This window comes from Citrobacter sp. RHB21-C05 (assembly GCF_013889015.1).
In the GTDB taxonomy this organism is placed as follows: domain Bacteria; phylum Pseudomonadota; class Gammaproteobacteria; order Enterobacterales; family Enterobacteriaceae; genus Citrobacter_A; species Citrobacter_A sedlakii.
On record NZ_CP057611.1, the window covers coordinates 1,091,902 to 1,114,202 of the forward strand.

The window sequence follows — 22,301 nt, forward strand, 5'->3', positions numbered from 1 at the left end:
TTATCCTCTTATGGAGAAAAAACATGTCGAATAACTATCAGCAGGACGGCAACACCCTCGATTTTCAGAATACCGGTGCGACCGATATTCACTCAGGCGATGCCGTGCTTTCAGGGGCACTGGTGGGCGTCGCTCACGATGACATCCCGGCAGGGCTGTGGGGCGTGCTGCATACCACGGGCGTGTTCGTTCTGCCAAAGGCAGCGGAAGCGGTCACTGTCGGCCAGAAGCTGTATCTGGCTGATGGTAAACTGACTGCGGAAGCGGGGGAGGAGGCAGCACCGAACCCTCTGGCGGGTACAGCTTGGGCTGCTGCGGCGGCGGATGCAGAATCTGTTCCGGTCCGGCTGGGTTACTGATGAACCGCTTTCGTCAACGCCTGTTAAACGCGGATGTCCGGATCTCCCGGGCATTTGCCGAAGAGGTGCCTGCCGTCCTGTCTATCGACGCTGAGTTGCGTCCTGTTAACGTGATTTTCGAGACGCCTGATGCCCCGGTAGATGTTCCGGGCGGGGGGCAAATTCAGGATCGTTCTCCGGCATTCAGCGCAATGACCTCCGATATCGCGGGACTTGAGAAGCATCACGGTGTGGAGATCAACGGTACGGCTTATCGTGTGACGCATGTCGGGGCTGATGAAGAAGGCCGTACCCGCGTCACACTGGCGTATGGCGCACCGGGTAAGGTGCAGCCGGCTATCAATAAGTGGAGCTGATATGGCGCGTGAGTCCAGACTGCGACGGGATTTGCCTGTCGATATCGATGTGGATGCCATCTGGCGGATAGCGGAGCACATCGGGGCCACCCATAAACAATTCCGGGCCGCGTATTCCCGCGCCCTGACCAGAACGGCAACGACGCTCCGCAAACAAGCGGTAGCTGATCTGAAAAGCGGCCTGGCACCACGCAGTCTTGATCTGGTGCGTCGCCGTCTTCTTTCCTTTCGTCTCGATCGCGCCTCTCAGTCAAAGCTGGATAATTTTCGTCTGTGGTTTGGCCTCAACGCCATCAAAGTTAAAGACCTTAAAGGACGCATTAACGGGCGTGTCAGGCCTCATCACACCCGGCGGGATAAATCCACAGGGCGTTTTATTAAGGCGCGGCGCCAGGCGGAAAACGCCGGATTTACGCCTAAGGGCAGTCTGCTTTCCCCGTGCACATATGAAAACGGAGAAGTGGCGCGCTCCCGACGGGAAAACAGGAGAACGGTGGTAATCCGTGATCCAGACACCCGCCGCACCCGCGAAGCGGAAGTCGACATATATGAGCCGATGCTGAACTACATCGAGGACAACGCGTTTGCGGAGGCGATGGAGATATTTATGCATCACTTTGAAACTGATCTGCGCGGGCGAGTGAAAGCCCGTATATCTGTCTGAGGTGGCTTATGGCCGAGCCTTTATTGCTGGGGCAATATCACGATGCCGTCACCAGCGCGCTGAAAGAAATTGCGTGGGTGCGCGACGCCGATGCCTATCCGGAAAAAAACATACCGCGCTTTTCCGGGCTGTCCACACCTGCGGTGTATTTTTCCATTAATGGCTGGGAGCAGGGGGGCGGTAATGAAGGGCAACTCAACGTAAACCTGTCCTGTGATTTGTTCGTGGTAGTGGATGCCGCCGGCCACGGTGTCAGCCGCCCGGAAATTTTTCTGCGTACTGCGGCTGCGGACATTACGCAGTGGATTGATGGCCAGCAATTTGGCCTGACAAATCTGGAGCCTGCCATTTTTATCGACGCTGCGCGCGATGAGTTTGACCCACGAATGGATGATTACCTTGTCTGGCGCATTTCGTACACACAGGCCGCCGCCTTTGGTGCGGATCCGTTTGCTCAGATGAACGCACCGCTCAAACAGGCGTGGCTCGGCAAGGCGCCGGACATTGGCAGCGCACATGTTGATGACTACCGACTGATTTATGAGGCTGAGCCTGATGAATGATATTGAAGGAGATTTACAGCGCCGGCTGGCGAATATTGTACGGCGCGGCGTCATTCATTCTGTCACGCATGACCGGATCCCTAAATGCCGGGTTGATCTGGGCGACAACATCACCGGCTGGCTGCCTCTCTGCCAGGGCTTTTCTGGTATGAACCGGGCAGACTCCAATCCGTACGCGGTTGGGGATGCTGTGACAGTACTGTCTGAGGCTGGCGAGCTCAACAATGGCCGGGTGTTTCCCGGCTGGAATACCGGCGGGCTGCCGGTACCGGAGGGCAGTAACAGTGAACATATCACACGCTACGGCGATGGTACCGAAATCCGGTATGACCGTGCCGAGCATGCTCTGACCATCACCGTGGCGGAGAACGGTACCTACAAAATCATTGGCAAAGGTACGCTGGACGGCCCGGTGGAGATCACCGATACCCTGACGGTACAGGGAAAAACGCAGATAAACGCCGATACCGCTGTGAAAGGTAACATCGGCGCCTCTCAGGAAATTACGGATAAAACCGGCAGTATGAGCGGGATCCGGAAAACCTTTAACAGTCACGACCACCCCGGAGACAGTGGCGGAACCACTAAGCAACCTAATCAGAAAATGTGACCTGCTACGGCAGGTTTTTTTATGCCTGGAGAAAAAACATGTCTCAGTTACATGGCGTTGAAACAATAGAACTAACCTCAGGGACTGTGGCGGTCACCACCATCCAGACCGCGATTATCGGCCTGGTGGGGACTGCTCCGGATGCGTCAGCCGGTTCCCCGGCAAGTGCCACCACCGGAACCCCTATTATGGATAACGTTGTGGACTTTGCCGCGACGATCGCGGGCAGGTCAGGCAACGTTGTGGTGATTGAGGCTGTAGCCGGGATCCCGGATGCGGAAAATCCAGCCAGGGTGGACACATCTGCGGTCTGGGATGCTACGGCATTAACGCTGACCATCACGTTAGGCTGTGATGATACGGGAAAACTGACGGCAACACCTGCAGAGATTGTCACTGCGGTGGGCGCACTGGCTGATGTGAAAGTGACCGCACAAGGAAGCGGCAGCGGTATTGTCACACCGTTCAGTATCCAGTTGGCTGGTGGTGAAGATGAACCTTTTCCGCTGAATACGCCGGTGGCGATCGCAGGCACGACGATGCTCTCTCGCCTTGGGGACAAAGGCACGCTTAAGCAGGCGCTGACGGAAATCAATGATCAGCGTAACGCCCTGACTGTGGTGGTGCGTGTGGCAGAAGAATCGGATGCGACTAAACAACGTGCTGCGGTACTGGCCGGGACAGGCAAGCTTTCATCTGCAAAATCCGTGACAACGTATCAGCCTCGTATCGTCATCGCGCCGGGATTCAGTGAGGATGATGCGGTGGGCAAGGCGCTGGAAACCGTTGCTGGCAAGCTGCGGGCTGTGGCGTATGTTGACTGTGAGTCCGGCGCCACGCTGCAGGAAGTGGTGCAGCGCCGCCAGTCATATGGTGCCCGCACCGAGCTGCTGCGTCCGCGCGTGCAGGTCAGCAACGCTGATGGCCAGCTGGTCTACCGCCCGTATTCGGCATTTGCTGCCGGGCTGCGTGCGCGCATCGACTTTGAGAAGGGATGGTGGTGGAGCAAATCCAACCAGGACATCAACAATATCCTCGGCGTGGAGCAGATCGACGAGTTTATTCTCGGCGATGAAAACTGCGACGCGAACCTGCTCAACATGCAGAACGTGTCCACCATTATCCGTCGTGCCGGGTTTAAGCACTGGGGCAACCGTCTGTGTGGTACCAACCCGCAGTGGCGCTTTGAATCGGTTCGCCGCACTGCTGACGTCATCGAGGACAGCATACAGGAAACAATGCTGGAATACGTTGACCGCCCGCTGGACCGGGAAAACGCCGACGACATTATCGGCACCATCAATGCCTATATGCGGCAGCTGATTGGACTCGGTGCCATATTCGGCGGTCGCGCCTGGCTGGATGAAGAGTTGAATACCGCAGAAAGCATGGCGGCAGGTGTCCTGTACATCAACTATGACTTTGGTCCGAAATCGCCGACTGAGCTTATCAGCCTGCGCGTCCGGGTGAATAACAACTATGCGCTTGAGGAGATGCTGGCAGCATGAGCGAAAAAAACACATTACGCGTCTGGACCTTCTTCCGGCAGGGGATCCGCATTCAGGGGGCGCATGAGTTTACGCCGCCGTCGTTGGCAGTCGTTAAAACAGATCTTCGTACCGGCGCGCAGGATGCACCGACGCCCGTTGATGACGGAATGGAGGCCCTGACGTGCCAGGTCAAGTTTTACGGCATCGATACGGACATGCTGACAGCGTTCGGTTTTGTCAGCGGCAGTCGCCCACGCTTTACGGCGTATCAGGGCTACCTGGCGAACGGTACCGCGCTCGGTACTATCGAGGAAATTGAAGGTTTTGTGCAAACGGTTACGCCGGATGCGCGCGGGAAGGACAATTTGTCTGAAAACGCCATCACAGTTGATATTGCTGTGAGCTATTACCGTCAGACCAAAGATGGCCGTGAACTCTTTGCCATTGATACTGAGCGCTTTGCGCGCCGGGTGAACGGCGTGGACGTGCTTTCTGGTCTGGCGGCAAAAGTTCGCCTCTGATTTATCCCTCATACTACCAACGGCCTGTGGGCCGTTTTTACTTTAAGGAGTTTTTATGAGCTTTCCCGGTGAAACCCGCGTCATCAAACTTTATTCGCCCGTTCAGCTTGAAAACGGTGATCTTCTTGAACAGGTGATTCTGCGCGAGCCGCTGGTACGTGACCGTATCGCTTTTTCTAAAGACCGCGGCAGCGAAGAAGAAAAAGAAGCACGCATGATTGCGCTCCTCTGCAATATCAGCGAACAGGATATATGGCAACTGACCGCGGCGGATTATGCGCAACTGCTGGATGCTTTTAATGTTTTTATGCTCCCGCCCGCGGAGCGTCCGAAAGAGGTCTGAGGCGGGCGATACGCTTTCTGGGGCGGCGTCTGCATTTCCCCATGACGGAATACCTGGACATGCCATTCAGCGTGTTTTCTGATTTTCTCACCGACGAAGTGGAGGCGGTAAATCGTGGCCGGATTAAGCCAGAATCTTAAGGCCGTCATTACCTTTGGCGGCAATATCGACAGTACCTGGAACCGTTCAGCGAACGGTCTGCAAAAAAGCCTGAAGGACGTCGGGAAGCAATCAGAAAAACTGTCCAAAGACCAGGCGAAGCTGGCGGCGGAGATTAAGAAAGCAAAGCTGTCAGGGCAAAGCCTGGGCGATCTGAAACGCCGTTACAGTGAAGTGTCCCGTGAAATCCGTAAAACGGAGTCCGAACAGCAGAAGCTGAACCAGCAGATGCAAAAGGCACAGCGCCTGGCGGCGTTCACAGGCGCCGGGAAAGGGCTGTTTCGCCGCGGTCTGGGTATCGCCGGACAACTGGGCGGCATGGTGGCGCCGGGGCTGGCGATTGGGGGCGGGGGCGTGGTGGCCTCCGCACTGGGTACCCTGATCGCCCCGGCAGCCACCAACGCGGAAACGGCCCGGCGCGCAGGTGTGGCAAAAAGTTATGGCGTTGATATTCCGACGTTTGATGCCTGGGACACGCTCGCGAAACAGTACGACATGAATGGGGAGAATATAGGCGACCTGTTCGAGGAGTACCTCCATAAAGCGGGGGAGTACAAGCAGAACGGCAAGCAGGGTTCACTGCAGGATGCGTTTGAGACACTGGGATTTAAGGCGGGTGATTTGGCCGGGCTAAGCGATATGGCGCAGTTTGAAAAAATTGTCGAGCGTGCGCTCAGCCTGCAGGATGAGTCGAAAGCCTCATTTGCACTGGATTCGCTGTTTGGCGGTGAGGCCAGCAAACTGCTGATGCTCCTGAAACAATCCGGGAAAAGTTACCGCGACCTGATGGACGAGCAGCGGCGGTATAACCTCGTCACGAAAGAGGGCGCCGAAGGGGCGATGGCGGGCAACCGCGCCGTCACGAACCTGCGCACTGTCTTCTCCTCCGCAGTTGCAGAGATTTCGGGACAACTGGGGAACGAACTGGCCCCGGACATCCGCCGACTGACCGACGATCTGGCAGAGTGGTTTAAGGGCGGTGGGATTAAGCGCATTGTCAGTTTCCTGCGTAATGATCTTTACCCTGGGGTACTGACCTTCGGGCAGGGAGTTGTTTTTGTCGGGAAGGTCGCTTACGCGCTCGCGAAAAAACTTTCCTGGCTACTACCGGATGAGCGAGGCGATCAACGGGACGTGCTCAAATCACTGGCAATGACAGGCTCAGTCGATATTGCCCGTATCACCGCACAGCGTAACGGTCAGGGCGAATGGTTTGAGCAGCAGCTTAAGGAAAAACCGGATCTGCCGGATGATGTGAAAAAATCGTATCGCGATACGCGAGGCTTTTTCCGTGACGACGAGGAGACGTTCAATTCCACACTCGATAAGTATGTGACGCCGGAGAACAGCGGTACACAGTTTGACTGGAACACCTCACTGCAGGGCAACCGTCAGCAACCCGGCACGCAGACGGGGGGCGGGGCAGGTTTCCGGGAGAATGGTGCGCTGACTGCAGTGTCATCCGCCCCATCGGCCATAAGTGTCAACCTGGCTTGGCCTGTCTCTGCAGGGATAGCCGGGCAGACGAGCCATGAACAGGGACAGACTGGAGCAGATAATTGGGACACACTGTTACAGCGATTAGATATGGCTGATAAACACCCCCCACAGCGGCAACTTACCGATAACCGTAAGTTTGAATACCGGTTTGAAATTTACGGTGCGCCAGGACAGGACGAACGGGTAATTGCTGATGAGGTGGGAGCAGTGACGAAAAGCAACCCGGCATTTACGGGTGACAGCAGTATGCTGGACGGAGGGCAAATCTGGTGAGTGAAATCATACCTGTCTTTGAAGATTTTGGGCAGTCCGGATCCAGCGCTGTTCGTGGCGCGCAGGCGGCCAGGGTGATGATGATGCTGGGTGACTTTGCCTTTTCCATCGATACCACGGCTTACAACCAACTGACCCGCGAGGCCAGCTGGCGATGGAGCGAGCAGGAGCGGATCGGCAAACAGGACTTACTTCAGTATACCGGCAAGCCGGGGCGAACCGTCCGGCTCGAGGGGGAATCGCATGCTTTCTTCCGTAAGGGGGTGGATGCTGTTAATGATCTCTACGACCTCGCCGATCAGAAAAAGCCACAGCAACTGGTCAGTGGCGAAGGCGATGTGCTGGGCTGGTGGGTGGTAATCGACTTCTCCGATACAACCAGCCGTTTTCTGCCAGGCGGCGGCCACCGTAACAAAAACTGGACGATGACGCTGAAACATTATGCAGACGATATATCAAACCCGTGACGGTGATGTGCTGGATGCGATTTGTGCAGCGCGTTACGGCACGGAAAACCTCTCTTATATTGTGACGCAGGTACTGGAAGCGAATCCGGGGCTGGCTGACCGCGGGGCAGTTTATCCGTCAGGTCTGCTTATCACATTGCCGGATATGTCTCCGCCCGTTCAGGAATCTGCATTCAGCCTGTGGGATTAAAATGACCGAACAGATTGTTAAACCAGAATATGCGCCCGCATACAGTGTTAGCGCCGAAGGGAAAGACATTACCCGCGCGCTACAGCAAAGCCTAACGGAGCTGACACTCACCGATTACGGCGGCTCCACGGCAAAGGCGGATGAGCTGAAAATCACTCTTCTGTCGGAAACGCTGTCCCTGCCGACAAAAGGGGCACGGCTAAGTGTCGCGCTGGGCTTTAACGACCAGTTAGTGGATAAGGGCTGGTTCGTGGTGTCCGGTGTTGGCAGCAGCGGCCCGCCACGTCGTATCGAGATATATGCCACCGCGGCGCCGATGAACGCGCAGAAACAGCCAGGCGATGTGCTCAGCCATAAAACGCGCAGCTGGGATAATCTGCGGCTGGCGGATCTGGTCAAGACCGTTGCTACTGAAAACGGGCTGAAGCCCAAAGTGGCCTCAGAGCTTGCTGATATTCATATCGATCATATCGACCAGGTGGCAGAATCCGACGCCAATCTGCTGACCCGCCTTGCCAGGACATGGAACGCTGTAAGCAAACCCTCCGGCGGCTACTGGTTGTTTCTCAGGCAAGGCGCTACGGCGAACGCCTCTGGCAGGCAAACTGATGCGCTGGTCATCACCCCGGATGAAGTATCGAACTGGTCATACAGTGAGGGGGAACGGGGAAGTTCTACGGGGAAAGCTACCGGCAGTGGTGGTAAGTCATCGGGCAAAATCGGTGTGCGGTATTACGATGAAGCGGATGGGAAGACCAAAACCACCACGGTTGACCATGATGGTCCCTCGATGGCTAATCCCTATACCCAGCCGGTGAAGGCCACGGCTGACCAGCAGGCTAAATCAAAAAAGACACAGGCCCTACGCAATGAACAGAAAATGACAGTTTCTGGCCCGTGTCGCCCTAAGCATGTTCCTCTCACGGCAGAATCTGGAGTGTCTACCTCCGGTTTTGGTGAGCGGGAGGATCGTACCTGGGTGGTGGAATCGCTGGTGTATTCCCTGACGCCTGCCGGATTCAGCTACACATATAACCTGGTGGTTGATATTCGCAAACCTGCAAAATTCTCTAAAAAATCCGGCAACAAGGATAAAACCGGCCCGGATTACTTCGGCTAACGTTCCGCCACCCGGCGGACCCGATACGGAAAAATACTATGAACGGCGTAAACAGCCGGACGGGTAAACGCCTGTCCGGTATTGACCATTTGCGTCAGTCGGTCAGCGACATCCTCTCCACGCCCGTCGGCAGCCGTCTGCTGGTCCGTGATTATGGCAGCAACCTGTTTTTACTGGTAGACAACCCCCGTGATGACCTGACCAGGCTGCGCATTATCGCAGCGACCGCCTCGGCGCTGGCGCGCTGGGAACCCCGGTTAAAGGTCACGCGCGTGGCCGTCTCTTTCCCGGCAGATGAAACGGGGTGTGTGGTGGATATCGAAGGGATTAACAAAGAAAACAATCTTCCTGTCAGCACCGGAGGCATACCGATTTATGGCAAGCAGCTATGACGTGATTAACCTGTCCGCCCTGGCGGTACCGGATGCCATAGTGGTACCGGATGCCGCAGATATTTTTACCCGCTGGCTGTCGCGCCTGCGCGAACTGGATCCGGCATTTGATGCGCTGGTGGAATCGGATCCGACCTACAAACAGGGAGAGATAACAGCTTATCAGTTAATGCTGGCTTTCCAGCGTGTTAATGACGCTGTCCGGGCAGTATTTCTTGCAAGTTCAAAAGGTGACGATCTCGATCAACTCGGTGCGGCGTTTAATGTTAAACGGCTTGTTATTACGCCGGGTGATCCGAATGCCGTGCCACCCGTCGATCCTGTCTATGAAGACGATGACGCTTTCCGTGAGCGCATCCAGCTTTCATGGGCGCAGCTAAACACCGCCGGTGCGCGAAACGCATACCGCTTCCATGCCAAATCAGCAGACACCGATGTGCTGGACTCGGATGCCTATGGTCCGGAAACCCACAATCGCCCCGGCGAAGTAGATATCTACGTTCTGTCGCGAAAAGGGGACGGTACGGCGGGGGAAACGCTGTTGGAAGCTGTCAGACGCAATCTGAACGCTGATGAAGTCCGCCCGTTAACTGATTATGTGACAGTTAAAAGTGCAGAGATCGTCAGGTATGAAGTGACCGCCAGACTTCAAATACCGGACGGACCGGACGCGCAGACGGTGCTGAAGAATGCGACTGATGTTTTACAGGCATACACCATCCTTTCTCACCGAATAAAAGCCGTCATCCCTCTTTCAGCAATCTATGCTGCGCTGCAGCAGGCCGGTGTTGTAAGGGTGAAACTGATTTCCCCGGTTGCAGATCTGGAAGCCGAAGCCGGCAAAGCACCGTGGTGTACCGCGATTAATGTTACGCGAGAGGAGGAAAGTGGTAATGGCTGAGAAATTTCGCTCCCTGTTGCCGCCCAGTGCTTTCAGGGAAGAACGGGCGCAGGAGCAGGCCGCAACGGAACTGATCATGTCACTGGATACCGATATGGTGCGCAAGGTGAAGAATGCCGACGACTGCCCGGCACATCTTCTTCCGTGGCTGGCATGGGAAAGCGCTGTTGATTTCTGGGACGACAGCTGGACAGAGGCGCAGAAGCGGCAGGTGATAAAAGATGCGCCCTATGTTCACCAGCACCGCGGTACTGCTGGCGCTGTCAGGCGTTCACTGGGATCAATCGATCTACCGACCACAGTTGTGGAGTGGTGGGAGGATACTCCACGTGCAGCACCATATACCTTCCGTATTGAAGTGCAGAGCAGCCAGGGTGTCAGCGATTCGCTCTACCATCAAATCCGTCAACTGACCGACAGGGCAAAGAATTTGCGCAGTTATCTGAGCAAGATCGATGTGCTCGCTAAAGTTGGGATGGACGGGGCCTTTTATATTTCTGGCGCGACGACGGCGCATATTGACGTAGACATTTTTGCCGGGGGATCTCATGGCTGATTATTATTCTATTATCACCAACCGGGGCAAGGAACTGGAAGCAGAGGCCCTTGCCAGCGGTCGTCCGATTGTACTGACGCAGTTTGTAGTGGGTGACAGTAACGGCCAGCAGATCAAACCCGATCCGAAGCAAATCAGGCTGGTGAATGAAACCTTCCGGGGAGTTATCGCTGAATTGATTGTATCCCCGGATCAATCAACACAGTTAATGGCGAAAATTATCCTACCCACAGGAATGGGGGGCTTTACGGTGCGTGAGGTCGGTCTGCTGACAGATGCAGGTGAACTTTATGCTGTTGCGAACTGTCCAGCTATCGACAAACCTGTTGGCGGTGTCAGTGTAAACATGCAGTTTCGCCTGGCAGTATCCGACACTTCAAACATAACCCTGAATGTGGCCACGGGCGATGGTCTGTTCCTGCGTATCGATCAAAACCTGAAAGAAATTAAAGCGCGTGGCGATGATTCGCAGCGAGAAGCCCGGGAGTCGATTGGTATTCTTGATGCAACGACCCAGCGAAAAGGGCTGGTGCAGCTCAACAGCGCTGTTAACAGTACCAGTGAAACGCAGGGGGCCACTCCTGAGGCAGTAAGAATCGCAATGGATAACGCGAATGCACGTCTGGCGAAAGAGCGGAATGGGGCTGATATTCCGAACAAGTCGCTTTTTATTCAGAATGTTGGACTGAAGGAAACGGTAGACAAAGCAGCTGGCGCAGTCCAGAGATCCGGCGATGAAATGACAGGCCAGCTAAAAATAGGTGCAACTGACGCCCTGAGAATTTATGACGACGCATTTGGACTGATTATGCGTCGTTCTGAGGATTTTCTTCATTTCATTCCGACTGTAGAAAATCAGGGGGAGTCTGGTGGACTCGGCCCACTACGTCCATTTTCCATCAATCTAAGATCAGGGAAGGTTTCAGTAAATCATGGCGTTAATATATCTGGCGGTCTGGGGCTTGGCACTGATAACACTCTGGGCGGCAATTCTATTGCCCTCGGTGACAATGATACTGGCCTTAAGCAGAATGGTGACGGTGTTCTGGAGGTTATCGCTAACAATGTTCAGTCGATGCGCATTATAAGAGATGCTGTTCAGGTTGCCAATTGGTCAGGCTCATGGATTAACATGCGTGAGCAACGCTGTTTTACAGGTCAGCAAATTGTGAGCACTAACTCAGCGTCGGCAATCGTTCGGCAGGAACATCAGGATCGTCATTTTTGTTTAGGCGGCTTGGGCAATCACCAGTTCGGAATATATATGATTAATAAAGCCCGAACAGAGAATGGAACTGATGGCCAGGCTTTTCTGAGTGTTGAGGGGAATTTTCAATGCCCGTCAGGACAGTTGATTCCGGGAAACTATGGAAATTTTGATGCCCGGTATCAGGCAAAAGGGAATTATACGCCAGCAGGTCAGGCTTATACTAAATCTGAATCAGATGCGCGTTATCAATTAAAAAATTCTGCGTCTAAAGCAGCCAATGGCTGGCACAAAGATGCCACTACTGGAATAATTACTCAATGGGGGTATGTGAAAAAGGCAGGGGACAGGAATGCTTATATTACTTTCCCTATTGCCTTTCCCTCTGCAGTTTGTTCAGTAGTTATTAATATTGATGGTAGTCCCGGATGGTCTCCGAACCTTGTTCAATTTGTATATAATGTGTCACGTACTGGATGTAGTGTATCGGCACATGACCCTGATAGAAATAGAGGGGTTTATTGGATGGCTATAGGATATTAATTATGTCAGAGGAAATTAAGTACTACTTTAGTGCAAGCAATAATTCATTCTACCCATTATCATTAAAAGATGATTATGATGTTGTAGACTCGTGGCCCAGTGATGCTGTGGCGATATCAGAGAAATGGTATAACTACCTTATGGAAGGACAGATGAAAGGAAAACTCATAATATCAAATGAGTATGGCGAACCAATACTTTCTGAACCCGCTCCGTTAACTAAGCAAGAACTGATTCAATTTGCTGAAAATAAAAAAGAGGAACTTCTTAGAGAAATCAGGGAAAAAACTCAGATTTGGCAAACTCAACTTGCCTTAGGGATTATTAGTGACGAAGACAGACAGCGTTTAATTCAATGGATGTTACATGCGCAACAAGTGGCTGTGACAGATACTTCAGCTAATCCGGTTGACTGGCCAGAGCAACCACGATAAACATTCTGTGCTACTGGTTAACAGTAGCACATCCCATCGCTTAATTCACCAGACGTACTTTTCTTATAGTATGTCGAATTGAACGGCTTTCAACGTACTTATAAAGTAAAGGTGCCATTATCCCCGTTGCTATTATTGCACAAATTTGCCAGGCATAATATCCTGAATCGTATAGGTAATGTTTCGATACTGTTTGTGCAATACCATGAACCAAATAAATGGAAAAACTACAGGTTCCAAGCATTTTAATAGGTAATGAGGTTAGCAAACCAAAATAATCACAACCACATTTTATCGTAAAGAATACAATAAACATATAAAGCGGCGTGGTAGTATTATACGCATGTTTTGTAAAAAATAACGCTGCTAGCAGCAAAACAAGGCATATCACATCTGAAGGTTTTTTATCGTATTTTATTGTTGCGGCTAAAAATCCAGAAAGGAAATACATTATAAAACTTAAATACTGCTCGCTAGCAACAAGGTATTTATAACACAATACCATTAACATTAAAGAAATGATGAATGCTTCTTTATATTTAATTTTTTTCATAATTAAATATAACAATGGAATTGCAAAGTATAAGCGCAACTCCCAAACAAGTGTCCAGAACACCCCAGACGTGGCTATCTGCAGAGAAAAACCGTTAATGTTTGCACCCGGTGGATTAAAAAGAAACGGAAGGGAAGGGAGGAACCATTCCCATACAGGGGTATGCTCGTCCGGATGCATTAACAAAGTTGCAAAATATACTATAAACAATATAGCGACTACTGGCGGGTAAATTCTCACAAATCTGGATATGGCAAAATCCTTAACATTGAAGTCAGATGCCAGCGCTTTTTTAAAGAACAGAAACGCTGAAAGCATAAAGAATATACCAACCGATAATTCACCCGTAAGATAAATGGATTTTTTGATGTGGCTTATGGTTATATAATCCAGAGACCAATACACATCTGACTCACCGCCGGCTCTCCAGTAGAGATGGAAAACCGCAACCAAAGCAGCACAGATTCCACGTAAACCATCAAGGGCTGCGTATTTGTGCTTAGCTGGGGTTATTCCTAGAATTTTGGAAGTTAGCCAGACAGTAGCTATTAACAAACCTAAGTAGAGTCCATATTCTAATAAATATTTCATATCCAATGTACAATCAGTCTGTAGTGAAATTAATCAATACGTGCGCCGATTTCCCTCATTTTGTTTATTACAGCAGTAAGTTCTTTATCGCTTAACGCCAACTGCGCCGCCATGAAAAAGAGGATATGAGGCGACATTGCGCGGGGAGTTTCTCCACCCGTGTACTTGCGCCATTGGCTGTTACTGGCAACACCGGCTAGGTCAGCCATCTGGTTTCCGGTGTAACCGAGACGCGCTTTAAGCTCATGCAGGTCTTCCGGTGTGGGTGCAGTGTAGCTGCTTATCAAGCGCATATGTAACCTTTAAAAAGCTCCCGAAAGAGCTTTTTATTGTTGGAATACAGGACGGGGCATTGCTGCCATAATGCGAGTCAAATTAGCCCTTTCGGTGCTATAGGTCAAGAAAATAATTAAATATTTTGAGCACTTAAGTGAATTCAGTAACAAGCCACATATCGGCTTCTTCAAACATTTCCTCAAGCATACGGTTTAGCTTTTCTCGATCGCTTTTGCTGGCGTCGCTATTCAGGCCGTTTGCCTGCATCGGCTTCACCTTCACTTCTGCATCCGGGAAAATCCGATGTACACGCTTCGTCAGTTCAGCCTGGATGATCTCTCTGGCTCCCGTCAATCCCTCAACATTACGCTTGTCATAAACCAGCTCAACAAACATATTTTATTTCCTTACTCCACTGGTTGGATACACAGTATTTATACTGTGTTTTTATCCAGTGTCAATAGTAGAGTTAACTATGGGCTTTCCCTCTTCGGCAGCTGACTATGTCGAGCGCCACATATCGCTAGATGAAAAGTTTATTGAGCATCCAGCAGCTACATACTTCATGAGTGCAGGGCAGACATACTGGAGAGAAGGCATCATGAATGGTGCTTTGTTAGTGGTAGATAGTTCCTTGATACCTTGCGGTGGCTCTCTGCTCATCTATAGGTTAGATGGTGAGCTAAAGATAAAACGCTTCCGTGTGTACCCAAGACCTCATCTGGTGAACCTGGAGAACGGTAAGCGCAAAGAGATACCAGACTTAACGGGTGACTACAATGTGACTTCTACAGGATTTGGGGTGATCACCTACATCATTAATGATGCTAGGAATGCGTAGTTTTTGATGATTATCCGTCTATATAATAAAAAAAGGCCCTGGGGGAAACCAGGACCTTTGCTTAATGAAGATTAACCACGATACTTAGAAACTGGAATCTTGATCGGAAAGGCTGAAAGGCCTTTCTGATGAGCGAAGATTCGCTTACCCTTTACAGTAATAAAAGGGCGATAAATAGTGATATACTCTTCGTTACTGGCGTTTGTAATACTCATGTATAGGTACCTTTAAAGTTTCGCTGTTGACAAAACCTAAGGTAAGCGTATACTCACAACCGCCAAGTTTTTCGTATTCGCTTACGATAGGAGAAGCCAGCGACAGCGGTTCGCTGGCTTTTTCGTTATCTTTTAACATTTTTTCTCATCCACGTTTCAGCTGCCTGTAAGCTAACCCCGAATGTTATGCTAATGTCCTCAGCATTCATCGCTGGAGAGACTAATCTTGCATCTATAAGGAAATGGCTGGCAAAGACATCTGCTTGCCACTCACTGTCCTCATAAATTTTGTGTCCACCATTACTCTTACTGCGAGCGTATGCTCCTTGATTGCGGTGCATAATCAGATGACCAATTTCGTGTGCAACAGTAAATCGTGCATGATTTTCTCCACTACAGAGGGCATCATAAACAGACTGTTGCAAAACAATCTTGTTTTTGTCTGGGTAAGTCACTGCGTACCGCTTAGGCAACTCGTGATCTTCGACAATTTCAAGGTCGATGCTTTCTGAGGCCATAAGACCTTCTAGCAATACATCCAGTCTCAGATATGTATGATTCGATATCTGAAGAACATCCCTCAAACGCTGCGCATAAGATTTAATCATGTCATTGCTGAGGGGTGAAACGCGATGGCCAAGTTCTCGTTTCGCAATAGTCATCATCTAGTCCTTTAACATTTTGTTGAGTTTATCAAGCTGTTCAGGACTCAGATCTTTGAACTTACGGGCAAAGACAAGCATCAATTCTTTATTCTGATCCTCTGCATCGGACATATCGACTTTCAGCGATGGTTGAGAAATCTCAGCCTGTTTCCTAAGGTCGCTGGCTTCTTGACCACTTAATCCGAATACAGCAGCTACTGAATTTACTAATGAGTCAGGTATGGCTCGCTTACCTAATTCAATGGCTGACAAGTAAGCTGAGCTCACCCCCAACATATCAGCCATATTCTTGAGTACCATACCCCGGTCTATTCTCAGTTTTCTGAGAGCTTTACCAAAGCTAGTTACCATGTTGTGCCTCCTACAAGTCCTGCTTACTTTATACTGAAAGCCTAACTCAAAATCAACAAAATCTGTAGAAATTTTTAAGCTCAACGTGTGCACTTAATTTACAAATTTTTTTCTCAAAGTGCAATGCTTAACCCCAAATAACTATATATTGTATGTACGTTGGTTTTTGTGCCTGCATATAGTTCACTCTCAACCACCATCTTTCAGAACCATGCATTGTGTTTGTAGCAGTTCCGGGGAAGAAGAACGGAGAGGTTGGTGATGTGGATTTGTTTTTGAACAGTTCGGGGTTAGGGGGAATTCATCCTAAGTGTACGATTTTTCAGTTTTGTAGGAAAATGTGACTTATTACTATACCCATGACAATTTTGCTGCCGACGGTATAATCAAAAAAACTAAGGAGGGGGTAGCGTGCAAAAAAACTTGTTACAACTTTGTTATGAAGGGGAGTGTGGCGAAAATTACATTCGTAGTATGAACGAAAAAGGACAACTTTTTGTTTCACTCTCGGACGTTTTGAAGACTCTTTCAGCAGAAAACAGAAAGCTTGATGGTAAAACATCCCAAAGTCTTATCACTGTTCTTAAAGCAGTAATTAAGACGCTAGATCCAGATGAATTCAGAAACGTTCCTCTTATTGTAGATGGCGAGACAATTTCTGAAACTTTCCTCACTGAGCCAGGTTTATACAGGGTCCTTGCTCAAGATACGACGGCAGCAGGGAAAAAATTCCAACGCTGGCTCTTTCATAGTGTTCTGCCCTCAATTCGCGAGTTTGGGATTTATCCGCCCCCTCCCAAGCAGGAGCGTTCGGAACTGAGTGCTTTCGCAAATAGTCTTCAGCAAACAGTTCAAGCTTTAGTGATGGAGATTGAAAGGCGCGAAGAACTCGAGAGCCGGGTAAACCAGGTTGAACTAAAAGTTAACTCGTTAGAAAGTTTAAGGGATTTATCAAAATTCAGGAGTGTTCCGCAACGCCTGTTAGAACTTGAGCTTGAGGGATACTCTGTCGAGGAGATCTGGCAGTGGTGTGAGAAACTACGTAGCGAAACTGGTGCCGAGAAGATTAAATGTCCTTCAGGGATTAATATCAACACTTGCTATCCATTGGCTCTGGTTGATGAAGCAATCACACTGTATCAAAAAGTTATCGAGGCAAGAATTCGGCCTTGAGTTAATGAGTACAAAAAAGCCCGCATAAGCGGGCTTTTTCATCACTCGGGAGCCGCGGCTCCTTTGCGTATCCTTTTTTGTCCCCTCACCGTCTGGTCGGTGTCCTGCTGAGACTGCTAACTACCTGTTATTTCTAGCGATGTCCTATCACTGTCCAATCATGATTGGTGGAGCTGGCGGGAGTTGAACCCGCGTCCGAAATTCCTACATCCTCGGTACTACATGCTTAGTCAGTCTTTACATTCGCCTGGCACCTGCGGACGGACACGCCACTACCAGACTAGCCTGATTAGTTTTAACGTTTCAACCCCAGGCAGGGCCTCCACGCGATCTCTTTTGGGTTTGACCTCTCTTTAATCCCCGTCTTAAGAGCGGAAGCTAGGGAGAGAGGGCTCTGAGCAGGTTATTAAGCTGCTAAAGCGTAGTTTTCGTCGTTTGCGACTATTTTTTTGCGGCTTTTTACGAGGCCAACCGCCCCTCGGCATGCACCTTGGGTTTCGCGAATCCCGTCGAATCCAGAATCAGCCCCAATGTGTGAAGATAAGTATAACAGACTTGTGACAGTCGTGACCAGCCCCTCATTTTGCTGTCCGTCAGGCAGTTAGCGTTCGCGCAGCGCTTCTTTGGCCCGGTTGAACGGTTTGATTAAATAGTCGACGATGGTTTTTTCACCCGTTTTAATGTCTACGGTGGCGATCATCCCGGGAACGATGGAAAAGCGTCGACCCAACTTGTTCTGCAAATAGTCCTGTTCGGTACGGATAAAGACGCGATAGTAGAAGATCTCCGGTTTGACCTCATCCTGAATGGTGTCCGGCGAAATGGTTTCTACAACGCCCTCCAGCCCGCCGTAAATGGCGTAATCGTAGGCGGTAATTTTCACCAGCGCGCGTTGTCCTGGGTGAATAAACGCGATATCGCGCGGCGACAGGCGGGTTTCAATCAACAGGTGATCGTCGACCGGCACAATCTCCATCATCTCGCCGTTTGGTGGGATAACCCCGCCAATGGTGGTGACCTGGATGTTCTTCACGATACCGCGAACCGGCGAGCGCACGGTCAGGCGCGTTACCGAATCTTCCCGCCCTTTGATGATCGCGGCGAGCATCGCGACCTCCGCGTTGGCTTTGGAAAGCGCCTCGCGCGCCTGGACGTAATATTGTGAGCGCAAGTCGGTCAGCTTCAGCCCGATATCGCTTTTTTGCCGCTGCAGGCGCAGTACTTCAACGTGGCTGGCGGCGCCGCTTTTTGCCAACCGTTCGGTAATCGCCAGCTCTTTATTCACCAGCGCCAGCGCCTCTTTCAGGTCTGACTGCGCATCGGCAAGCTGGGCGCGGCGGCTGTTATAAAGCCGCGTTTCCGAGGCGAGCAGTTCCGGCCAGTCTTTCAGCTCGTCGGAAAAGACCAGCGGTTGGTCGCTCACCTCTGCGGTCAGACGCTGGCTCGAGGCCAGCGACGCGCGATAGCGGGCGGCACTTTCGCCAACGTTGGATTCGGAACGTGTCGGGTCAAGGCGCGCCAGCACCTGACCGGCCTGCACCTGATCGCCCTCATGCACAACCAGTTCCGCGAGGATGCCGCCGTCGAGCGACTGCAATACCTGTTCACGGGAACTGGGGATCACTTTCCCGGTGCCGGTCGATACTTCATCCAGCACGCCAAACCATCCCCAAATCGCCAGCATCAGGCACAAAATGCCGGTTAGCCAGATGATCCGGCTGGCCCCTGAAAATTCTCGCTCGCGGCTGTCGTCGAGTGCGTCAAGCGTAGGATCAGGCTGACTGGTTTTCATTTTTCCACTCCCGTGCGTTAGCCTGTGCGGCCATTCGACTCTGTCCCAGCGCCTGGGCTTTAGGCGCATCCATGACCAGTTGCCCTTCTTTGAGCACGATCACCCGCTCCACCAGTTCCAGCACCGGTACGCGATGGGTGGCAACAACCAGCGTGCGATTGCCGAGCCACTGCCCCAGACGTTGAATAAACTCGCGCTCGGCATGCTCGTCCAGCGAGGCGGTGGGTTCATCAAGCAGGACGATATTTGGCGAACGCAGTAGCATCCGTGCGAGCAAAATCGACTGGCGTTGCCCGCCGGAAAGGCCCGTCCCCCCTTCCATAATCGGATGATCCAGTCCTTTTGGCAGACGTTTTACGAAGTTCGCCGCACCGCAGATCGCCAGCGCGGAAAAAATCTCGTCATCGCTGGCGTGCGGCGCGCCCAGCGTCAGGTTCTCACGCAGGGTGCCAAAGAACAGGCGGGCGTTCTGACTGAGCAGGCCAACGTTGCGGCGCAAGTCCGACATATCAATGTGCGGCAGGCTGATGTTGTCGAGACGGGCATCGCCCTCGACCAGATCCACGCCGCCCGCCAGCGCCTGTAGCAGCGTCGACTTCCCCGCGCCGTTGCGCCCCAGCACGGCAATGCGCTCACCGGCGGCAATCTCCAGCCGGTTGATGCGCAGCGGTACCCGCTGATCTTCGCTGTGATAGCGAAACTGCGCGTTCTCAAACAGATAATGGCCGTGGAAGATCTCCTGATGTACCAGCGTCTCGTCACGCTGGGTCTCGGTGGGCAGTTCCATAATGCTGTCCAGCCCCTTTTTGGCGGCCTTAACCTGCTGCCAGCGAGCCAGCACCCCACACAGATTGCCCATCGGGGCGATCCATGCCAGTGGCGGGGCGATGATCGCCAGAACCACAATAAACAGAAAGAAGAAGGGCAGATCGACGATCGTGGAAAGGGTAGAGGAGGTGACCATTTCACGGATCTGTTCCAGCTCGCGCAGTTGAGAAATAAAGCTGCCGGTCGAACGGGGGATCGCGCTGTTGCGCAGGCGCAGCGCGTGGCTGAACACGCGATCAGAAACCCGCATGTCGGCGCGTTTGCCCAGCAGATCCATCACATGTCCGCGCGCGAGTCGCAGCAAAAAACCGAACAGCATTGCGATCAGCACGCCTACCGCCAGCACGTACAGCGATGGCCACGACTGCGCCGGGATCACCCGGTCATAAACCTGCATGGAAAAAACGATCCCGGACAGAGACAAGATGTTGATCAACAGCGCCGCCAGCATCACCAGGCCGTAAGGCCGCAGATCTTTCAGCACCAGGCTTTTCAGCCAGTCGGGACGAAAACGTGAAACATAGGCGTCTACCCGGCTGTCCTTCACTGCCGAAAGCGGACGTAGCGCGATGATAAAGCGGATGGTCGGCAGCAGTTCGCTCAGGGCGAGCCGGTTACGTTGCAGGTCGCCATTAACAAAGCAGACATCGAGCTGGTTATCGCCATCAAACTGTTCCACCAGCACCAGTTCGCCATCCTGAAGCTGAATGACTACCGGCAGTCGCCAGCGGCTGAGGGATTGCCCGGTTGGCGTCAGCGGCTGAAAAGAAAGGCCGGCCTGGCGGGCTAACTGGGTAAGCGCTTGTGGCATCGCTTTATCTTTAAACCACGGCGCGCTGGCCTGTAACGCGCCAGGAGAACAGGCGATCCGATAATGGGCGGCGATATGGCTCATCGCTCGCGCCCAGTTGGCCAGCGCCTCTGCGCTAATCGGCTCATTGGCCGGAATGTCGGCATGGATCATGGCTGGATCTCCACGGACTGAATGGTGCGGTTTTCCAGGCCAAACGCCCGGCGTATCTGTCCGCTGTTGTACAGGCAGTTAAGCTGGAGCTGATGCAGTTGGCTTTCGGTCTGGATCTGCGCAAAGCGGGCCTGATACACCTCCTGTTCGGCATTCAGCACATCGAGCAGGGGGCGTGAACCGAGATCGAGATATTGTTGTTGATACAGTTCCCGCGTCCGCTCGCTCAGCGTCTGTTGGCGCTTTTGGATCTGTAACGATGTCGCCAGATTCATTGCCTCGCTGCGATCGGAAAGCAATTTCTGGCGGACATCCAGTCGGGTACGCTGAATGGCGGACTGGGCGGATTCCACTGCATGGCTGGCGGCGTTGCGACGCGCGGTTAAGCCGCCGCCCTGATAAATCGGCATCTCCACTTTCACCCATGCCGAATATTGGGTGCGGTCGATGGAGGCGCTGCCCGAATAGTTATCGTTCAGGTAATGACGCACTTCCGGCTCCAGCGAGACTGTCGGCGTCATTTGCGCGTTGGCGTAGTCCAGATTCGCCTGAGCGACGTTGGCCTGCGCCCACGCGGCGAGCACTGAGGGCACCAGTTTGTCATCCGGCGTGGCCTGCTCGCAGCTGCGGTTGAGCATCGCCGGGAATTCATTGCTAATGGCGTTGAGGTTTTTCCAGCCCAGCCAGGTTTTCAGCGTCTCCTGCGAACTTTCGAGGTTGGCCTGATACTGGACAAGCTGGGCGCGCGCGCCTTCAATGCGCGCGTCGGTCTGCACCACATCGGAAAGCGAGCTGGCGCCTTCGTCGTTACGCTGGTTCGCCAGTCTGCCGATGCTGCTCAGGGCGTCGAGTTGCTCTTTAGCCACTTCCACCATTTGTTGCCAGGTTTGCACTTGCACGAGGGTGGAGGCGGTCTCAAGGCCGACGTTATCAATGCTCACCAGTACGTTCGCCTGCTCCTGCGCGACGCCTGCGTTTTCCGCCCGCACCTGACTGGCGACTTTGCCGAAGTCGTAGAGCATTTGCGAGAGGGAAAGTACCAGCGACGGGCTGAATCCGCTGTCGGAGTAGCTGTTGGTGTACCCGTTATTCATCCCGGCATTAATCTGCGGATAATATTTGGCTTTGGCGACGTCCACCTGCTGGATTTGGGCATACAGTTTGCCGATCACTTCGGCGATCGACGGATGCCAGGAGACAGCGCGATTGACCGCCTGAGAAAGGGTAAGTTCGCCGGGCGCGGCGCTGTCGCCGGTGAGCGGCATTGGTCCATTCAGCGAGGGCAGTTCCTGCTGCTCAACCCATTGCTGTGGGGCGATGCGGGGCGGTTCCTCGACGGCAATCGCCGGGAACGCGTACAGATGTCCCGCCAGCCACCAACCTGTTAGCTGTCGTTTTCCCATT

Annotated in this window: 28 protein-coding genes and 1 other RNA gene; 19 read left to right on the forward strand and 10 right to left on the reverse strand. The window is 52.4% G+C overall.

The genetic code is table 11. The annotated features are described in order from the left end of the window. Positions 1–23: 23 nt before the first annotated feature. The 17 genes from HVX72_RS05285 to HVX72_RS05365 all read left to right on the forward strand — a co-directional run bounded on the left by HVX72_RS05285 (position 24) and on the right by HVX72_RS05365 (position 12,648). Entirely contained in the window at positions 24–359 is a 336-nt protein-coding gene (locus HVX72_RS05285) for a capsid cement protein (RefSeq protein ID WP_181822697.1), read from the forward strand. Then, positions 359–715 carry a hypothetical protein gene (locus HVX72_RS05290; protein ID WP_181822698.1) on the forward strand — a complete coding sequence of 119 codons (357 nt, stop codon included), beginning with the start codon at positions 359–361 and terminating at the stop codon, positions 713–715. Before HVX72_RS05285 ends, HVX72_RS05290 begins: the two co-directional genes overlap by 1 nt. Position 716: 1 nt before the next feature. Then, the gene (locus HVX72_RS05295; RefSeq protein WP_181822699.1) at positions 717–1,379 is read left to right on the forward strand and encodes a hypothetical protein; all 663 of its coding nucleotides are present in this window, start codon (positions 717–719) and stop codon (positions 1,377–1,379) included. 8 nt (positions 1,380–1,387) lie between these two features. Beyond that, positions 1,388–1,942 (forward strand): hypothetical protein, encoded by a 555-nt coding sequence (locus HVX72_RS05300; protein WP_181822700.1) that lies wholly within the window; start codon positions 1,388–1,390, stop codon positions 1,940–1,942. Further along, the gene (locus HVX72_RS05305) at positions 1,935–2,552 is read left to right on the forward strand and encodes a phage baseplate assembly protein V (RefSeq protein WP_181822701.1); all 618 of its coding nucleotides are present in this window, start codon (positions 1,935–1,937) and stop codon (positions 2,550–2,552) included. The genes HVX72_RS05300 and HVX72_RS05305 overlap by 8 nt, the downstream gene beginning before the upstream one ends. Positions 2,553–2,590: 38 nt before the next feature. Further along, a complete protein-coding gene (locus HVX72_RS05310; protein WP_181822702.1) occupies positions 2,591–4,060 on the forward strand; it encodes a phage tail sheath C-terminal domain-containing protein in 1,470 nt (489 codons plus the stop codon). After that, positions 4,057–4,563: a phage major tail tube protein gene (locus tag HVX72_RS05315; protein ID WP_181822703.1), complete on the forward strand. Its 507-nt coding sequence runs from the start codon at positions 4,057–4,059 to the stop codon at positions 4,561–4,563. The genes HVX72_RS05310 and HVX72_RS05315 overlap by 4 nt, the downstream gene beginning before the upstream one ends. A 55-nt stretch (positions 4,564–4,618) precedes the next feature. Continuing rightward, positions 4,619–4,906 (forward strand): phage tail assembly protein, encoded by a 288-nt coding sequence (locus HVX72_RS05320; protein ID WP_181822704.1) that lies wholly within the window; start codon positions 4,619–4,621, stop codon positions 4,904–4,906. Positions 4,907–5,020: 114 nt separating this feature from the next. Continuing rightward, positions 5,021–6,838: a hypothetical protein gene (locus tag HVX72_RS05325; protein ID WP_181822705.1), complete on the forward strand. Its 1,818-nt coding sequence runs from the start codon at positions 5,021–5,023 to the stop codon at positions 6,836–6,838. Further along, positions 6,835–7,305: a phage tail protein gene (locus tag HVX72_RS05330; RefSeq protein WP_181822706.1), complete on the forward strand. Its 471-nt coding sequence runs from the start codon at positions 6,835–6,837 to the stop codon at positions 7,303–7,305. The genes HVX72_RS05325 and HVX72_RS05330 overlap by 4 nt, the downstream gene beginning before the upstream one ends. Continuing rightward, positions 7,280–7,495, forward strand: coding sequence for a tail protein X (locus HVX72_RS05335; RefSeq protein WP_181822707.1), 216 nt, complete (start codon positions 7,280–7,282; stop codon positions 7,493–7,495). Before HVX72_RS05330 ends, HVX72_RS05335 begins: the two co-directional genes overlap by 26 nt. 1 nt (position 7,496) lies before the next feature. Continuing rightward, positions 7,497–8,615: a contractile injection system protein, VgrG/Pvc8 family gene (locus HVX72_RS05340; protein WP_181822708.1), complete on the forward strand. Its 1,119-nt coding sequence runs from the start codon at positions 7,497–7,499 to the stop codon at positions 8,613–8,615. A gap of 38 nt (positions 8,616–8,653) precedes the next feature. Continuing rightward, positions 8,654–9,007 carry a GPW/gp25 family protein gene (locus HVX72_RS05345; protein ID WP_181822709.1) on the forward strand — a complete coding sequence of 118 codons (354 nt, stop codon included), beginning with the start codon at positions 8,654–8,656 and terminating at the stop codon, positions 9,005–9,007. Beyond that, positions 8,991–9,908 (forward strand): baseplate J/gp47 family protein, encoded by a 918-nt coding sequence (locus tag HVX72_RS05350; RefSeq protein WP_181822710.1) that lies wholly within the window; start codon positions 8,991–8,993, stop codon positions 9,906–9,908. The genes HVX72_RS05345 and HVX72_RS05350 overlap by 17 nt, the downstream gene beginning before the upstream one ends. Then, a complete protein-coding gene (locus tag HVX72_RS05355) occupies positions 9,901–10,464 on the forward strand; it encodes a phage tail protein I (RefSeq protein WP_181822711.1) in 564 nt (187 codons plus the stop codon). Before HVX72_RS05350 ends, HVX72_RS05355 begins: the two co-directional genes overlap by 8 nt. After that, positions 10,457–12,214 carry a phage tail protein gene (locus tag HVX72_RS05360; RefSeq protein ID WP_249418871.1) on the forward strand — a complete coding sequence of 586 codons (1,758 nt, stop codon included), beginning with the start codon at positions 10,457–10,459 and terminating at the stop codon, positions 12,212–12,214. The genes HVX72_RS05355 and HVX72_RS05360 overlap by 8 nt, the downstream gene beginning before the upstream one ends. Before the next feature lie 2 nt (positions 12,215–12,216). Beyond that, positions 12,217–12,648, forward strand: a complete 432-nt coding sequence (locus tag HVX72_RS05365; protein WP_181822712.1) for a tail fiber assembly protein — start codon at positions 12,217–12,219, stop codon at positions 12,646–12,648. A gap of 40 nt (positions 12,649–12,688) precedes the next feature. Here HVX72_RS05365 and HVX72_RS05370 read toward each other — a convergent pair whose 3' ends face one another. The 3 genes from HVX72_RS05370 to HVX72_RS05380 form a co-directional block, all read right to left on the reverse strand. After that, positions 12,689–13,792 (reverse strand): acyltransferase, encoded by a 1,104-nt coding sequence (locus tag HVX72_RS05370; RefSeq protein ID WP_181822713.1) that lies wholly within the window; start codon positions 13,790–13,792, stop codon positions 12,689–12,691. 29 nt (positions 13,793–13,821) lie between these two features. Further along, positions 13,822–14,001: a hypothetical protein gene (locus HVX72_RS05375; RefSeq protein WP_248315972.1), complete on the reverse strand. Its 180-nt coding sequence runs from the start codon at positions 13,999–14,001 to the stop codon at positions 13,822–13,824. Between the two features lie 217 nt (positions 14,002–14,218). Next, positions 14,219–14,464 carry a DinI family protein gene (locus HVX72_RS05380; RefSeq protein ID WP_181822715.1) on the reverse strand — a complete coding sequence of 82 codons (246 nt, stop codon included), beginning with the start codon at positions 14,462–14,464 and terminating at the stop codon, positions 14,219–14,221. 79 nt (positions 14,465–14,543) lie between these two features. Between HVX72_RS05380 and HVX72_RS05385 the strand changes: the two genes are divergently transcribed. After that, positions 14,544–14,909: a S24 family peptidase gene (locus tag HVX72_RS05385; protein ID WP_181822716.1), complete on the forward strand. Its 366-nt coding sequence runs from the start codon at positions 14,544–14,546 to the stop codon at positions 14,907–14,909. A 192-nt stretch (positions 14,910–15,101) separates the two neighbouring features. On the opposite strand, the gene HVX72_RS05390 is transcribed toward HVX72_RS05385, so the two are convergent. From HVX72_RS05390 to HVX72_RS05400, 3 genes are read right to left on the reverse strand one after another with little or no spacing between them, the layout of a single operon-like run. Then, positions 15,102–15,263, reverse strand: coding sequence for a hypothetical protein (locus HVX72_RS05390; protein WP_164972480.1), 162 nt, complete (start codon positions 15,261–15,263; stop codon positions 15,102–15,104). Then, positions 15,250–15,789 (reverse strand): ImmA/IrrE family metallo-endopeptidase, encoded by a 540-nt coding sequence (locus HVX72_RS05395; RefSeq protein ID WP_241687271.1) that lies wholly within the window; start codon positions 15,787–15,789, stop codon positions 15,250–15,252. The genes HVX72_RS05390 and HVX72_RS05395 overlap by 14 nt, the downstream gene beginning before the upstream one ends. Next, positions 15,790–16,140, reverse strand: coding sequence for a helix-turn-helix transcriptional regulator (locus HVX72_RS05400; RefSeq protein WP_058107919.1), 351 nt, complete (start codon positions 16,138–16,140; stop codon positions 15,790–15,792). 411 nt (positions 16,141–16,551) lie between these two features. Here HVX72_RS05400 and HVX72_RS05405 point away from each other — a divergent pair, with 411 nt between their 5' ends. Then, positions 16,552–17,313 (forward strand): BRO family protein, encoded by a 762-nt coding sequence (locus HVX72_RS05405; RefSeq protein WP_181822717.1) that lies wholly within the window; start codon positions 16,552–16,554, stop codon positions 17,311–17,313. A 165-nt stretch (positions 17,314–17,478) separates the two neighbouring features. Here HVX72_RS05405 and ssrA read toward each other — a convergent pair. From ssrA to HVX72_RS05425, 4 genes are all read right to left on the reverse strand, one after another. Next, positions 17,479–17,842: a transfer-messenger RNA gene (gene ssrA, locus HVX72_RS05410) on the reverse strand. Positions 17,843–17,914: 72 nt separating this feature from the next. Next, on the reverse strand, positions 17,915–19,105 hold the full coding sequence (locus HVX72_RS05415; protein WP_181822718.1) for an HlyD family efflux transporter periplasmic adaptor subunit: 1,191 nt from the start codon (positions 19,103–19,105) through the stop codon (positions 17,915–17,917). Continuing rightward, positions 19,086–20,897 carry an ATP-binding cassette domain-containing protein gene (locus HVX72_RS05420; RefSeq protein ID WP_181822719.1) on the reverse strand — a complete coding sequence of 604 codons (1,812 nt, stop codon included), beginning with the start codon at positions 20,895–20,897 and terminating at the stop codon, positions 19,086–19,088. Before HVX72_RS05420 ends, HVX72_RS05415 begins: the two co-directional genes overlap by 20 nt. Next, complete coding sequence (locus HVX72_RS05425; protein ID WP_181822720.1) at positions 20,894–22,300, reverse strand: TolC family outer membrane protein; 1,407 nt, start codon at positions 22,298–22,300, stop codon at positions 20,894–20,896. The genes HVX72_RS05420 and HVX72_RS05425 overlap by 4 nt, the downstream gene beginning before the upstream one ends. Position 22,301 lies beyond the last annotated feature (1 nt).

What these genes read in the sequence shown, in the direction of transcription:
- HVX72_RS05285 (WP_181822697.1), top strand. Translation starts at nt 24, where the DNA reads ATGTCGAATAACTATCAGCAGGACGGCAACACCCTCGATTTTCAGAAT.
- HVX72_RS05290 (WP_181822698.1), top strand. Translation starts at nt 359, where the DNA reads ATGAACCGCTTTCGTCAACGCCTGTTAAACGCGGATGTCCGGATCTCC.
- HVX72_RS05295 (WP_181822699.1), top strand. Translation starts at nt 717, where the DNA reads ATGGCGCGTGAGTCCAGACTGCGACGGGATTTGCCTGTCGATATCGAT.
- HVX72_RS05300 (WP_181822700.1), top strand. Translation starts at nt 1,388, where the DNA reads ATGGCCGAGCCTTTATTGCTGGGGCAATATCACGATGCCGTCACCAGC.
- HVX72_RS05305 (WP_181822701.1), top strand. Translation starts at nt 1,935, where the DNA reads ATGAATGATATTGAAGGAGATTTACAGCGCCGGCTGGCGAATATTGTA.
- HVX72_RS05310 (WP_181822702.1), top strand. Translation starts at nt 2,591, where the DNA reads ATGTCTCAGTTACATGGCGTTGAAACAATAGAACTAACCTCAGGGACT.
- HVX72_RS05315 (WP_181822703.1), top strand. Translation starts at nt 4,057, where the DNA reads ATGAGCGAAAAAAACACATTACGCGTCTGGACCTTCTTCCGGCAGGGG.
- HVX72_RS05320 (WP_181822704.1), top strand. Translation starts at nt 4,619, where the DNA reads ATGAGCTTTCCCGGTGAAACCCGCGTCATCAAACTTTATTCGCCCGTT.
- HVX72_RS05335 (WP_181822707.1), top strand. Translation starts at nt 7,280, where the DNA reads ATGCAGACGATATATCAAACCCGTGACGGTGATGTGCTGGATGCGATT.
- HVX72_RS05340 (WP_181822708.1), top strand. Translation starts at nt 7,497, where the DNA reads ATGACCGAACAGATTGTTAAACCAGAATATGCGCCCGCATACAGTGTT.
- HVX72_RS05345 (WP_181822709.1), top strand. Translation starts at nt 8,654, where the DNA reads ATGAACGGCGTAAACAGCCGGACGGGTAAACGCCTGTCCGGTATTGAC.
- HVX72_RS05350 (WP_181822710.1), top strand. Translation starts at nt 8,991, where the DNA reads ATGGCAAGCAGCTATGACGTGATTAACCTGTCCGCCCTGGCGGTACCG.
- HVX72_RS05355 (WP_181822711.1), top strand. Translation starts at nt 9,901, where the DNA reads ATGGCTGAGAAATTTCGCTCCCTGTTGCCGCCCAGTGCTTTCAGGGAA.
- HVX72_RS05360 (WP_249418871.1), top strand. Translation starts at nt 10,457, where the DNA reads ATGGCTGATTATTATTCTATTATCACCAACCGGGGCAAGGAACTGGAA.
- HVX72_RS05365 (WP_181822712.1), top strand. Translation starts at nt 12,217, where the DNA reads ATGTCAGAGGAAATTAAGTACTACTTTAGTGCAAGCAATAATTCATTC.
- HVX72_RS05370 (WP_181822713.1), bottom strand. Translation starts at nt 13,792, where the DNA reads ATGAAATATTTATTAGAATATGGACTCTACTTAGGTTTGTTAATAGCT.
- HVX72_RS05375 (WP_248315972.1), bottom strand. Translation starts at nt 14,001, where the DNA reads ATGGCTGACCTAGCCGGTGTTGCCAGTAACAGCCAATGGCGCAAGTAC.
- HVX72_RS05380 (WP_181822715.1), bottom strand. Translation starts at nt 14,464, where the DNA reads ATGTTTGTTGAGCTGGTTTATGACAAGCGTAATGTTGAGGGATTGACG.
- HVX72_RS05385 (WP_181822716.1), top strand. Translation starts at nt 14,544, where the DNA reads ATGGGCTTTCCCTCTTCGGCAGCTGACTATGTCGAGCGCCACATATCG.
- HVX72_RS05390 (WP_164972480.1), bottom strand. Translation starts at nt 15,263, where the DNA reads ATGTTAAAAGATAACGAAAAAGCCAGCGAACCGCTGTCGCTGGCTTCT.
- HVX72_RS05395 (WP_241687271.1), bottom strand. Translation starts at nt 15,789, where the DNA reads ATGATGACTATTGCGAAACGAGAACTTGGCCATCGCGTTTCACCCCTC.
- HVX72_RS05400 (WP_058107919.1), bottom strand. Translation starts at nt 16,140, where the DNA reads ATGGTAACTAGCTTTGGTAAAGCTCTCAGAAAACTGAGAATAGACCGG.
- HVX72_RS05415 (WP_181822718.1), bottom strand. Translation starts at nt 19,105, where the DNA reads ATGAAAACCAGTCAGCCTGATCCTACGCTTGACGCACTCGACGACAGC.
- HVX72_RS05420 (WP_181822719.1), bottom strand. Translation starts at nt 20,897, where the DNA reads ATGATCCATGCCGACATTCCGGCCAATGAGCCGATTAGCGCAGAGGCG.
- HVX72_RS05425 (WP_181822720.1), bottom strand. Translation starts at nt 22,300, where the DNA reads ATGGGAAAACGACAGCTAACAGGTTGGTGGCTGGCGGGACATCTGTAC.